Source organism: Aequorivita sp. IT1282 (assembly GCF_058068205.1).
On record NZ_JBYRHR010000002.1, the window covers coordinates 147,068 to 159,726 of the forward strand.

Genomic DNA, 12,659 nt, shown 5'->3' on the forward strand with positions numbered 1-12,659 from the left:
AATTAACATCTATGAAAATTAGAAAATTTATAATGTGTCTTTTTCTTGCCCTGCTTTTTCTAAGCTGTAATAAATCAAGAACCGAAAAATTAAAAGACACCGCTATTGAAATCCGTTTGGGTAAAAAAAACTACGCCCTTAGTTTGTATGATATTTCGGAATCGATAAATTTTGATGAAATACCCAGAACCGTGCCCTATGATTCCATCCAAACGAAAAAATATGCAGATTTAATTTTAAAGGATTCATTAGTTGTTCTACATTCCTTTAAACCCCAATATATTCCTCTAAATAAAATTACATGGACAGAAAATCCAGAGAATAATGCTATTTGGCAAGCGTATTTTGAAAATCTATTTTTTGTATCTATTTTAAATCATACCTACCACAGCTATGGCGACAAGCAATATCACGAAAAAGCGAAAGCCTATGTTTTAAGCTATGTAGCGGCACACAAATCTCTCGAGGAAAAAACCTCAGATCAAACTTGGGAAATGGGAACAGTGGGCATGAGGACGGCACATCTTTTACAAACTGTGTACAATGAATTAGAACAGGAGGATCCAGATACCGACTTTATTCAAAAGGTTTTTGATCTCCAGTCTCTCAATGCCACATATATGTTAGATCCTAATAATTATCATGCCACCAATCATGCATTGATAATGGATAGAAGCCTTTTAACGTTTGCAAAAATTACAAAAACGAACGCACAATTATACAAAGCTATTTACGAACCCACGGTTACCCGTGCATTAAAAAATATTGATTATATAATTGATGATAGTGGTTTGGCAAAAGAACATGCCACAACTTACCACATCTTTAATCACAATCTGGACCGTAAAATAATAGACCTTATTGAAAAAAAAGATATCAACCCTGCTTTTCAACTTAAATTATTGAAAAAGAATGATGTGCTCTTGCAATTGGTTAAGCCAGACCTTACTTTTCCTATTTGGGGCGATAGTGGTATTGAGTATTTAAACCAACATTTGGCAGAAAGTTTTGGTAATGACCAACGCATTTTAGACGTTATGTCTGGCAAAAGATTGCCATCCATGGTTAATTTTGAAAACAACATTGCTACGTTACGCACTCAAGCAGATGACAGCAGTTATGTAGCACTTTTTGCAAATTATTACTCCCTGACCCATAAACACAATGATGATTTACAATTCATCTTTCAAACACTTGGAATTGATATTCTTACAGATCAAGGTTATTATGGATATGAAAATACATATAGACCCTTTTTAACATCAGTTTTTGCACATAATTCCATTGCTATTAACGATGCGGATTATAAATTGGGTAAAGAGGGCCAATATTCAAAACTTACGGGATATTATACAAGTGACGATATAGACATAATTTCTGCCGAACACAATATCTATGATTCTATAGAAGTAAAACGCAATTTGTATTTTATAAAACCGAACGTTATTGTGCTCGAGGATTGGGCAGAATCCAAAGATGCAAATCTCATTAAAAGTATAAGCCAACAATTTAATTTTAGTGAAAAGGCGAATTTAAATGTTACCATTTCAGAGAATAGTGCCACGGTTTTGTTTCCAAAAAACATTAAAGCTATCGTAAAATCATTTAGCGATAATGACAAAATTACTACACAAAAAATTTCCAGATCTAGGATTCAATATTCGCTTACGCCTATACCACAGGTAAAAGTGCGAAAAGAAGGTAATAAGCTAATTACTGTAATTGAAATACAATCAGACTTATATAAAACGCCCATTGTAAACTGTACTATTCATGGGAATTCAATACATTTCATAAAAGACGGTAAGCAATCTACTTTTAAGTTAAAGTAAGACCATTTTTTTTGCTTAAAATTGTTGAAATTATTTATAAAAAATCCTTTTCTTTATCTACTACTGCTTTCACATTAAACTTCAAAATATGTCCTTTATAAACAACCTAGCCAACTACAACAATAAAAATTCACTTGCAAACCGCTTCAGGAATAAAAGGTTTGCCTTTTTTGAAGGGCAACTAAAAAAACTGGAAGGCAACCAAACCATAACCATTCTGGACGTAGGGGGTACCGAATCTTTTTGGGTAAATAGGGGCTATGATAAAAAACCGAATGTGCAGATTACTCTTTTAAATCTTACCAAATTCGATACGCATTATTCCAATATGATTTCGGTTAAAGGAGATGCCTGCAATCTTTCAGAATTTAAGGATAAAGAATTTGATCTCGTTTTTTCTAATTCGGTCATTGAACATCTTTACACCCAAGAGAATCAGATTCGAATGGCAGAGGAAGTGCAGCGGGTGGGGAAGAATTTTTATATACAAACACCCTATAAATACTTCTTTGTAGAACCTCATTATTTACTGCCCTATTTTCAGTTTCTACCTAAAAAAGCCAAGGTTTTTGTACTGAGTAAAACGAAACTTTCCAGAGGTACAAAAATTTCTACTGAAGAAGCAAAAGACCAGGCGGAGCAAATAATTCTTGTTTCAAAAAAGAAAATGAAAGCACTGTTTCCCAATTCTGAAATCTATAATGAAAAGTTTTTGGGAATGACGAAATCGATTACAGCGTATTTAATAACATAATGTAATAACGGTTTTGTTTCCAAAAAACATTAAGGCCGTTAAACAATCATTCAGTAATAATGACAAAATTACGGCAAAAGAAATTTCCATATCTAGGCTTCAATATTCGCTTACGCACTTACCATAGGTAAAAAAGTGAAGGGTTGGCAATTGATTAATTTTCCAGGTTTTAGGTATAATCTGAATTATACAAAATTCTGTTTCTAATATCCAGATATAGGACCGCACAATTCAATTTTCCAAAGATGGAAAAAAATACCATTTAGCTTTATTCCACGGAGTATATAAAATTTAGTATCTTCAAATTTAAATTTTATATATCACGAGACTTCAGTTTGTATTCCTAATTATCCTAATGCCATTATTAACAGTATATGCGCAAACTACTTATGTGCCTGACGACAATTTTGAGCAACGATTAATTGATTTAGGATTTGATGATATTCTAGACGATTATGTGTTGACTAGTAATATTTCAAATGTTAATTTTTTAAATATCCAATATCAAAATATTGATAACCTTACTGGATTAGAGAATTTTTCTAGTTTAATAACATTAGATGCAAGTAATAATAATTTTTCTAATATTCCTTTGCATCCAAATGTTAATCTAAGCGCATTGACGGCCAATAATAATCAATTAACCGCATTAGATCTTAGTCAACATACAAATTTAACGGAACTTAGTTGTCTTAACAATCTTATTAATAGTTTAGATTTAAGCCACAATATAGGTTTGAAGTATCTAACATGTGGTGAAAATTCTTTTCCAGAATTAGATTTGTCAAATCATCCAAACTTGAGGGAAGTTCGCCTTTTTGGTCAAAATAATACTTTGGTAAAAGTTGATATAAGAAATGGTAATAATACCGTAATTCAAGAGTTTGTAGTAATAAACAGCCCAAACCTTCCGTATATTTATGTTGACGATTGTAGTTATAGTACGATAAACTGGACCGATATTGATCCAACTACTATTTATGTAGAAGAGGAAGGGCAAACAGAATGTGAATTGATGGGGGTGGAAGATAACTTTTCAATTCTAAATTTAGCAGTATATCCTAACCCCATAATTGACTTTATAAACATAGAGACTACAAATGGATTGTATATTAAAATGCTAACCATTTTCAGCATATTTGGTAAAAAACTTAAAACGTTATATAATAATTTTGAGAAAATAGATTTTAAATCATTTTCCGCTGGAGTATATTATTTAAAAATCCAAACTAGTAAAGGAACCGTAGTCAAAAAGGTTTTAAAAGATTAATCAAAAAAAAATCAAAATGAAGATTTACTACATAATTACGCTATTCCTTATAAGCAGTATTGCTCAAGCCCAAATCGTGAATATTCCAGATGCGAATTTTAAAAACGCATTACTGAACCATTCGCCAATAATTGATACAAATGGTGATGGAGAAATACAAGTAACTGAAGCTGAAGCTACTCTAATAATAACTATTGAACACAAAGGAATACAAGCCTTAAATGGTATTCAAAGTTTTGTGAATCTTGAAGATTTAAACTGTCACGACAATTCATTGACGGTCCTTGACATTTCACAAAACCAAAACCTAAAAAAATTACGTTGCTCATGGAACCAATTAACGAATTTAGAGATATCGCAGAACTTGAATCTGGAGTTGCTTGTTTGTTATCACAATGAATTAACGAATATAGATGTAACTCAGCACCCAAACTTGGAAGAGTTATGGGTTTCTATAAACCCATTGACCACTCTTGATGTAACACACAACTCCAGTCTTAAAAAGTTACATTGTGATTCAACACAATTAACCAGTCTAGATGTTAGTCAAAACTCAAATCTAGAAGGCCTTAGTTTTAAAGATACTCAATTTTCTAACATAGATGTGACCCAAAATTTTAAACTCAGATACATAACTTTTAGTAATGCAAACCTAACGCATTTAGATCTCAGTCAAAACCCAAATTTAATTGCTTTAGATTGTTATAATAATCAATTAACATATTTGAATATTAAAAATGGTAATAATATAAATATGCCATATATGGATGCGGAAAATAATCCAAATCTTCAATGTATAAAAGTTGATAATGTTGTAAATGCAAATAACAGACAGTGTTACCGTGGCGATCCTATGGTGGGTTGGTGCAAAGATACAACAGCAAATTTTAGTGAAGAATGTGTACTTGGGGTTGACGAACAAAATTTAGCAACTTTCGATTTATTTCCTAACCCTGCAAGAGATATTTTAATTATCAAAGCCAAAGAAACTCCGGAACTTATTCAAATTTACACTACCACGGGTGTGCTAATTAGAACAACGTCAAATACTACGTTGGATATTTCAGATTTAGCTTCTGGATTATATTTTTTAAATGCCTCTTTTCAGGGAAAATCCATCACAAAAAAGTTTATAAAGTCTTAGCCCCAAAACATATTAATTATGAAAACTTCAAAAACCTATAATTTAATATGGTCATTGGCATTACTATTATTTGTGGTAGCCTGCAGCGAAGATGATCCAAACACTTCGGATAACACTACTAATTTAAGGCTTAAAAGTTATAGTCAGGGTAATTATGAATTTATATTGAATTATAACGCTCAGGGCTTATTAACCTATAGAGGCGACCCCAGCCCAACAGGATATACAAACATTGACTTTACTTACAATCAAAACAACAAGATTCTAACCGAATATTCCCGTTATAGGGATGCCACAGGAAATCCATCGGCTAGATCAACTTACGAGTATTCCAATACTACCTTGACGGGTCTTACAAGACATCAAACTGGGGAAGATATTCTTTCGGACACCGACTTCCAATTTGATGCCCCTTTAAATTATAGATATACACATACTTACGAATTGTTCGATGGCGGTCCACCAGAAATCTATATTTCTAATTATGAAGTAACGCTTGAAATTGACAGCAATAACAATATTACAAAGTATACCTGTCTTAATATAGATAATTCACACGTAGATAGAGTCTATTTTGAATATGATAATGGCAATTTAACCAAATTAACCAATGGCTCTAATGTTACAGAAATAACCTATGATGAGGCCAATAATTGGCATACCTATAGAAGTGGATATCTACCGAGTATTTATGGGCATGCTGCTAGGGACATTGGTGGGTTTATATATTTTCCAATCCAATTAGTTTGGCTAAACCAAATTCCACACTTTTATAATTTCAACAATACAAATAATCCCACAGAATATAAAGTGAACGGGGAGGTGTACACTACTTTTCAATATGAATACAATGCTGCTAATTATCCGAGTAAAATAACTATCCCTCAGCAAAATGTAATAATAGAATTAGAATATGAGGCTGTTGATTAGTGAAAATAGCTAGCTTATAATTTAATTGGTACGTTTATTTCTTTTTTAAAAGTGCCCTTATTTCAGCATACTTAAACTTTGGGATTATAGCAACTAGGTACTCCTTGAGCGAGGCACCCGTTAATCTATAAACCAAAAACCGCCAACTTGGCACCAGCAATATTGCCATTGCAACTGTAATTGCTATTGCTACCGCTTCTATTGAAAATTGTGCGCCAAGAATTATAGCAATTGGCAAAAAGATTAGCGTGAAAACATTCCAGAAAAATTCCAAATCTGTTCTTCCGGTAGCAATAACCAGGCTACCCACAGGGTTTCCGATGGCCCTAAATATCATATAAATACTAAGTATCCGAACCACGGGAACAATGTTGAGGTATTGCTCGCCGTATAAAATGGTAACTATTAGTGGCGCAAAAATTATAATACCCGTATATATTGGAATATTAATGCTGCTAACGGCATTCAATAATTTCAAATAATTTGTTTTCAATAAATTTATATTGCTCTGCATTTTTGCCAAAATAGGGCTCGCTACGCGTGTAAAAATTGGATTCAATATTTGGGCAGGTCTAAATACAAGTTGTTTCGCAAGGCTATAGCCACCCAATAAATCTGTTCCGAAAAATTTCCCTACAATTAAAATATCCAAATCTCTGTTGAAATAGTTTACCACTTGGCTTCCAACCTGGTATATTCCTATTTTTAAAAAAGGTTTGGTTTCTGCATAATTGTAATGAAACAATAGAGGCTGTTTCTTTATCCCAATAATAAAAAACAAAACATTGCTAATAAAGTATTGCGCCAAGGCAGAATAAACTAGGGCATAGACGCCAAAATTTTCTATGGCCAATACAATAGCCAAAATTAACGATATTACGGCGGCAATAATTTCTACCAAGGCAATGGTCTTAAATTCAATTTCCTTTTGTAAAATGGTCTTGTATTGCCTTCCAACGGCCGAAAAGATGATGCCCACTCCCATAAGGGTAATAAGCGGCACCAATAATGGCTCATTATAGAAACCTGCTAAAAGGGGGCTTAATGCAATAATTAGCACGAAGAGGATTAAACTAAAAATTACGTTCAGCCAGTATAAGCTTGCATATTCCTTCTTTTGTATATTCTGTTTGTGGAGTATGGCAGAAGTTATGCCCATATCCATAAACAAATCCATAAATCCGAGAATAAAGGTAACCAGTGCTATTAGCCCGAAGTCGGCCTTATCTAAAAACCGGGTTAAAACTGAAATTTTCAACAACATGCAAATAGCAATGGTCGCGGTTGCAACCGTGGTCCATTTTACACCGTTTATTGCCTGTTTGCTAATACTCATTCACTATTGCTGTCAATTGATTTTTAAGGTCTGTCTCTAAGGTTTCAAAACTTATTTCGGTCGTTAAAACTTGTCTGTTATGGGCAACTTTTTCTGTTTCCAGATTTGTCAAAGCTTCCGTATTCTCTGGGCGCAAATCTTTTTCTATGGAATATATATGAAGCTGTTTTCTTTTTAGATAATGATAAAATGTATTCTTTTCATCCAAATATACCTTTGCGCCCATCCACAACATTGCCAGAATATTACCAATGGCCTGTTGCCTGTAATGATTCATCACTACAATGCCACATTGGGCAATAAATGTATTATACTCCTGTAAAGGCAGAAATGTAGTAATAGGGTGAAAATTTTCTCCAAAAAGGCTCTTTCCATTTTCTACGATTCTACCTGCATAATTCATATCGCCATAATTTAGCGGTACAATTATTTTAGTATAGTTTAATGGCATCATTTTTAAAATCTCGAAAGCTTCCAAATGATTGTTCGTTCGGGAAGCGGAATTGCCCACCAGTATATTTTGCTGTGTAACCGTGCTATTCTCAATTCCTTTAAAGATATATTCAATTGGGTAATAAGACATCTTAATATGCCTTACATCTTTGCGCAATAACTGTTTTGATTGCAGCAACGTCAATTCTTCTTCGTGGATTACCCCAAAATTCTTTATTTGCCGCGCAGCTTTTAAAACAGATTTTTCAGGAGTTAGGGAGGCATGTTTTAATTGATAATAGAAGGGTCTTATAGCCTTTTTTATTTTACCCTTAATACTTTCACGGGTTTGGGTTTTGATCGTTTTGGCTCCCATTGTACTGGCAAAATTCGCGGCCGGATTGTCGTAAAGTTCACCACCCCAAAAAAACCAAACAAATTTTTCAGGGTTTTTCGATTTCAAAAAAACTAAGCTTTGGAAGTACATCAAGCCATGAAAAATAACTAAATCGAACTTATTAATCGTGCTCAAGCAATGTGCAAGTCCCTGCGCATTTTCAGAAATTATTTGAAGATTATTCTCTAGTGCGACATATTTTGGCTTTGTAATTCCTTTGGGCAAAAAAACCACAAACTCATTTTTTCCCGGAAAAACATTCTCGAACTGCCAGTAAATACTATTTATAAACTTTTCATCTGAAGTTATATGAAGTATTTTCAAAGGGTTTGAATTTAATTGATGCTATGGCAAAGTTGTTACTAATTTTTATAAAAATCGGAAATGCACTGTACAATATATTCCACTTGTGCTATTTCTAATTCATAGAACAAGGGTAGTCTAATTAAATTCTCGGAATATCTATCTGCGTTAAGGAGGGGTTCGGTCTTGCCGTATAATCCTTCATAAAATGAACTTTTATGAAGTGAAAGGTAATGAAAAACAGCATGTACACCCTTTTCTTTTAAAAATGCAATCAACCCATCGCGTTGCTTCGGGTTTTCAGTAACCACGTAAAACATGTGGGCGTTATTGGTGGCAAATTCGGGGATGGAGGGAAGTGTAATTTTTCCAGATTTTTGAAGATTTTGAAGCCCTTCAAAATAGGTATTCCACAGAATTTTTCGTTTTGTTTGTATCGTTTTTAGATTTTCTAGCTGAGCATATAAAAATGCTGCAATAATATCTGAAGGTAAAAATGAAGAACCAGTATCTACCCACCCATATTTATCTACTTCACCTTTGAAAAAAGCAGAGCGATTGGTGCCTTTTTCCCAAACAACCTCAGATCTGTCCATAAATTTCTTATCATTTATAGTCAGTAATCCACCTTCGCCAGAGATAATATTTTTCGTTTCATGGAAAGAAAAAGCACCTAGATGGCCAATGCCACCTAAGGGTTTTTGTTTGTAATATGAATCTATACCTTGGGCTGCATCTTCTATAATATACAAGTTGTGGCGAAGGGCCACATCCATTATAACATCCATATCTGAAGCAACTCCAGCATAATGCACAACTACAATAGCTTTAGTTTTTGGGGTAATGGCAGCTTCAATTTTCTGCTCGTCCATTCCAGGATGGTCTGTTCTGCTATCTACAAAAACAATTTTAGCTCCCTCACGCACAAAAGCGAGGGCGGAGGTAACGAATGTATAAGATGGTACAATTATTTCGTCTCCAGGCTTTATATTGATTAACAACGCTGCCATTTCTAGCGCGTCTGTACAAGAGGTTGTTAATAGCGTTTTATTGAAACCAAATTTTTCCTCAAAAAAATGTTGGCATTTTTTAGTAAAAATGCCGTTTCCAGAAATTTTGCCAGAGGTTACAGCTTCTGATATATATTGAAGTTCGTTTCCGGAAAGAAATGGTTTGTTAAAAGGTATCATAGATTCCAGTAGTGATAAATATTTGTAATTGATTTTATTTTAAAATCGCATTTTTTATAAAGTCCAACGGCAGCTTGATTATCTATTTGTGTTACAACCTCAACACTTTTATAACCATATTTTGCAGCACTATGTATTGCTTCTTCAATGATTAGGGCACCAATACCTTTTCCTCGTGCGTTATTACTAACCGCAACTAAGCCAATATTTGCAATAGTATCGTCTTTCTTATTTAAAGATGCAAAACCTAGAATATCGTTGCCTTCTAAGTATACAATTATTTCAAAGGCTTCGTTTTTAATAACCAAATTTTCGATCCATTGTAGATACATTCTTTTAAATTCATCATTTCGAAAATTCTCATCTTGGTTGAATCTAGAATATAGCCCACTTTCCAAAGAAAGTTGTTTTAATTGTTCATAGCCTTCTTCAGAAAATTTGAAAGAGCTTATGCATTTATGGGAAGTCATGTTTTTTGGAAAATCAAGTTTGTGTTGAAATACAACCTTTTCATCCATTAGTTTTAAGGGTGCATAATTCAGTTTTTTCTCGGAAAAAACATACACCAACTTAAATGCTTCGCTTGCTTTCTGAAATGTTTCCCAGTTGAAGTCTGAATTATTAGATAGTACTAATTTGCCCACATTATAGCCAAAAAAATCACTATCCCAATTTACCTTCTCTACAAGCATTTATTTTTCAAATTATTAATTGAGTACGCCACAAAAATCAAAAACCTCTATATCTTCTTTTAACTTTAGCCCGCGAAACCCGGTGTGCGCGACTAAAAACACAACGATATCGGCTTTTTCTGTAGCTTCTTTGGTTTCAGTTAACGGGTATTTGCTGTGTTTATTTAAATTAGGCTCCACAAATAAAACTGCAAAACCATCATTTTTAAGCGCTTCTGCAACGTGTAACGCTGGAGATTCTCTTAAATCATCTATGTTTGGTTTAAATGCAAGGCCCATACACGCAATAGTTGCATCTCTGCCCTTTGCAATTTTAAACTGAAGTGCCGCATTCTTTACTTTTTCAATGGCCCATTCTGTTTTGTAATTATTGATTTCGCGAGCAGAGCGAATTATTTTAGATTCTTCCGGAAATTCAGAAACAATAAACCATGGATCCACCGCTATACAATGCCCGCCTACACCCGTTCCTGGCTGAAGAATATTTACACGTGGATGTTTGTTTGCCAAACGGATCAATTCCCACACGTTTATATTTGCTTTATCGCAAATCATGGAAAGCTCGTTTGCAAAGGCTATTTGTACATCGCGCGATGCGTTTTCAACCAATTTGCACATTTCAGCGGTTTGTGAATTGGTTCTATGTAGTTCTCCCTTAACAAAGTGCTTGTAAAACCAAACAGCTTTTTCGGTAGAGGCGTCGTCTATTCCCCCTATTGCGCGATCGTTTTGCTCCAATTCATAAATTACATTGCCGGGCAAAACACGCTCTGGGCAATAAGCTATGTAAATTTCGCCCTTTAGGTCTGGGCGTTCCGCAAAAATTATTTCTTGGATTTTATGGGTTGTACCTACAGGACTGGTTGATTCCAAAATAACCAAAGCCCCTTTACTGAGCGTAGGAATTATTTTTTTAACCGCGCTCTCTACATAAGAGAGGTCTGGCACATGATTTTCTTTAAAGGGTGTTGGTACCGCAATGAGATAAACTTCTGCCGCAATTGGCTCTGTGGAAGCTTTAAGATAGCCCTGCTTCACTACATGATGAACCAGGCCGTCGAGATCGGGCTCAACAATGTGAATTTTCCCCTCGTTAATTGTATTAATTACACTTTGTGAAATATCTACACCAGTTACATTTAGTTTTTTGCTCGCTATTAAAGCGGCAGTGGGTAAGCCTATATAGCCTAACCCCATCATTACAACAGTGGGCTTATTTTCCATCTTTTAATGCTTCTATATAATTTACGATTCGTTGCGTTGCTTGCCCATCGCCGTAAGGGTTATGGAGCATGCTCATACTCTTATAATAATCGTGATTTTTCAATAATTTTCCAGTCTCTTCAATAATTCTTTCGGCATCCGTTCCTATTAAAATTACAGTGCCTTCTTCTACCGCTTCTGGGCGCTCGGTAGTTGTTCTAGTAACTAAAACCGGTTTTCCCAAGCTGGGTGCTTCTTCTTGTATTCCGCCGCTGTCCGTAATTATAAGATAGGATTTTTCCATTAGCCAAATAAATGCAGGGTATGCCAATGGTGCTACTAAATATATATTATCGATGCCTCCAAGAAGTTCATTTACGGGGCCTATAACGTTTGGATTTAGGTGAACTGGATATATTATTTGCACCTCCGGATTATTTTCTGCAATGGTTTTCAGGGCAGCGCAAATACTAATAAGTCCATCTCCATGATTTTCTCTTCGATGGCCTGTTACCAGGATTATTTTTTTCTGAAAATTTAAAAAAGTTTTTAAATTTTCAATTTCGGCGTCTTTAAAGTTTTCGGCATTGACCTTATCAATTCCATATAGAAGTGCGTCGATTACTGTATTTCCAGTTACCAAAATATTTTCCTCTTTTGTGTTTTCGGCCAAAAGATTTTTCTTGGAAAGTTCAGTAGGCGAAAAATGGTAATCTGCTATTTTTCCCGTTAGCTGCCTATTAAATTCTTCGGGGAAAGGATATTGCCTATCAAAGGTGCGTAAACCAGCTTCTACGTGGCATATTTTCGCGCCGCTATAAAAGGCTGCAATACCAACTGCCATAGAAGTTGTAGTATCTCCGTGAACGTAAACATAGTCTGGTTTTACCTCGTCCAATACGGCCTTCATATTTTCAATGATGGTTGCCGTTAAGGAATACAGATTTTGATTTGGCCGCATTAAATCTAGGTCGAAATCTGGAGTTATTTCGAAAAAATCAAGAACTTGATCTAGCATTTCACGGTGCTGTGCGGTAACGCAGACTTTGGTGATAAAATTTGGGTTCTTTAAAAATTTTTGAACCAAGGGAGCCATTTTTATAGCTTCTGGCCTTGTTCCAAAAACGATTAGATTTTTCTTTTTCATTAAATTATTCTTTAAAAAAAATATTTTTA

The 12,659-nt window shown here is 34.4% G+C and carries 11 protein-coding genes; 5 read left to right on the forward strand and 6 right to left on the reverse strand.

Going from position 1 to position 12,659, the window contains the following annotated elements:
* Nucleotides 1–11 precede the first annotated feature (11 nt).
* From AC3RVG_RS04535 to AC3RVG_RS04555, 5 genes are all read left to right on the forward strand, one after another.
* Nucleotides 12–1,832, forward strand: a complete 1,821-nt coding sequence (locus tag AC3RVG_RS04535) for a heparinase II/III domain-containing protein (RefSeq protein WP_489690258.1) — start codon at nucleotides 12–14, stop codon at nucleotides 1,830–1,832.
* An 88-nt stretch (nucleotides 1,833–1,920) separates the two neighbouring features.
* A complete protein-coding gene (locus AC3RVG_RS04540; RefSeq protein ID WP_489690259.1) occupies nucleotides 1,921–2,586 on the forward strand; it encodes a methyltransferase domain-containing protein in 666 nt (221 codons plus the stop codon).
* 355 nt (nucleotides 2,587–2,941) lie between these two features.
* Nucleotides 2,942–3,856 (forward strand): T9SS type A sorting domain-containing protein, encoded by a 915-nt coding sequence (locus tag AC3RVG_RS04545; RefSeq protein WP_489690260.1) that lies wholly within the window; start codon nucleotides 2,942–2,944, stop codon nucleotides 3,854–3,856.
* 16 nt (nucleotides 3,857–3,872) lie between these two features.
* The gene (locus AC3RVG_RS04550; protein ID WP_489690261.1) at nucleotides 3,873–5,000 is read left to right on the forward strand and encodes a T9SS type A sorting domain-containing protein; all 1,128 of its coding nucleotides are present in this window, start codon (nucleotides 3,873–3,875) and stop codon (nucleotides 4,998–5,000) included.
* Between the two features lie 18 nt (nucleotides 5,001–5,018).
* On the forward strand, nucleotides 5,019–5,930 hold the full coding sequence (locus AC3RVG_RS04555) for a hypothetical protein (protein ID WP_489690262.1): 912 nt from the start codon (nucleotides 5,019–5,021) through the stop codon (nucleotides 5,928–5,930).
* A 34-nt stretch (nucleotides 5,931–5,964) separates the two neighbouring features.
* Here the strand turns inward: AC3RVG_RS04555 and AC3RVG_RS04560 are convergent, their stop codons facing one another.
* From AC3RVG_RS04560 to wecB, 6 genes are read right to left on the reverse strand one after another with little or no spacing between them, the layout of a single operon-like run.
* Nucleotides 5,965–7,266 (reverse strand): MOP flippase family protein, encoded by a 1,302-nt coding sequence (locus AC3RVG_RS04560; RefSeq protein ID WP_489690263.1) that lies wholly within the window; start codon nucleotides 7,264–7,266, stop codon nucleotides 5,965–5,967.
* Nucleotides 7,256–8,419 (reverse strand): TDP-N-acetylfucosamine:lipid II N-acetylfucosaminyltransferase family protein, encoded by a 1,164-nt coding sequence (locus tag AC3RVG_RS04565; RefSeq protein ID WP_489690264.1) that lies wholly within the window; start codon nucleotides 8,417–8,419, stop codon nucleotides 7,256–7,258. The genes AC3RVG_RS04560 and AC3RVG_RS04565 overlap by 11 nt, the downstream gene beginning before the upstream one ends.
* A 38-nt stretch (nucleotides 8,420–8,457) precedes the next feature.
* The gene (gene rffA / locus AC3RVG_RS04570) at nucleotides 8,458–9,588 is read right to left on the reverse strand and encodes a dTDP-4-amino-4,6-dideoxygalactose transaminase (protein WP_489690265.1); all 1,131 of its coding nucleotides are present in this window, start codon (nucleotides 9,586–9,588) and stop codon (nucleotides 8,458–8,460) included.
* The gene (locus tag AC3RVG_RS04575) at nucleotides 9,585–10,280 is read right to left on the reverse strand and encodes a GNAT family N-acetyltransferase (protein ID WP_489690266.1); all 696 of its coding nucleotides are present in this window, start codon (nucleotides 10,278–10,280) and stop codon (nucleotides 9,585–9,587) included. The genes rffA and AC3RVG_RS04575 overlap by 4 nt, the downstream gene beginning before the upstream one ends.
* A gap of 15 nt (nucleotides 10,281–10,295) precedes the next feature.
* Nucleotides 10,296–11,504: a UDP-N-acetyl-D-mannosamine dehydrogenase gene (wecC, locus tag AC3RVG_RS04580; protein ID WP_489690267.1), complete on the reverse strand. Its 1,209-nt coding sequence runs from the start codon at nucleotides 11,502–11,504 to the stop codon at nucleotides 10,296–10,298.
* Nucleotides 11,494–12,630, reverse strand: a complete 1,137-nt coding sequence (gene wecB / locus AC3RVG_RS04585) for a non-hydrolyzing UDP-N-acetylglucosamine 2-epimerase (RefSeq protein WP_489690268.1) — start codon at nucleotides 12,628–12,630, stop codon at nucleotides 11,494–11,496. The genes wecC and wecB overlap by 11 nt, the downstream gene beginning before the upstream one ends.
* Between the last annotated feature and the right edge of the window lie 29 nt (nucleotides 12,631–12,659).

What these genes read in the sequence shown, in the direction of transcription:
- AC3RVG_RS04535 (WP_489690258.1), top strand. Translation starts at nt 12, where the DNA reads ATGAAAATTAGAAAATTTATAATGTGTCTTTTTCTTGCCCTGCTTTTT.
- AC3RVG_RS04540 (WP_489690259.1), top strand. Translation starts at nt 1,921, where the DNA reads ATGTCCTTTATAAACAACCTAGCCAACTACAACAATAAAAATTCACTT.
- AC3RVG_RS04545 (WP_489690260.1), top strand. Translation starts at nt 2,942, where the DNA reads ATGCCATTATTAACAGTATATGCGCAAACTACTTATGTGCCTGACGAC.
- AC3RVG_RS04550 (WP_489690261.1), top strand. Translation starts at nt 3,873, where the DNA reads ATGAAGATTTACTACATAATTACGCTATTCCTTATAAGCAGTATTGCT.
- AC3RVG_RS04555 (WP_489690262.1), top strand. Translation starts at nt 5,019, where the DNA reads ATGAAAACTTCAAAAACCTATAATTTAATATGGTCATTGGCATTACTA.
- AC3RVG_RS04560 (WP_489690263.1), bottom strand. Translation starts at nt 7,266, where the DNA reads ATGAGTATTAGCAAACAGGCAATAAACGGTGTAAAATGGACCACGGTT.
- rffA (WP_489690265.1), bottom strand. Translation starts at nt 9,588, where the DNA reads ATGATACCTTTTAACAAACCATTTCTTTCCGGAAACGAACTTCAATAT.
- AC3RVG_RS04575 (WP_489690266.1), bottom strand. Translation starts at nt 10,280, where the DNA reads ATGCTTGTAGAGAAGGTAAATTGGGATAGTGATTTTTTTGGCTATAAT.
- wecC (WP_489690267.1), bottom strand. Translation starts at nt 11,504, where the DNA reads ATGGAAAATAAGCCCACTGTTGTAATGATGGGGTTAGGCTATATAGGC.
- wecB (WP_489690268.1), bottom strand. Translation starts at nt 12,630, where the DNA reads ATGAAAAAGAAAAATCTAATCGTTTTTGGAACAAGGCCAGAAGCTATA.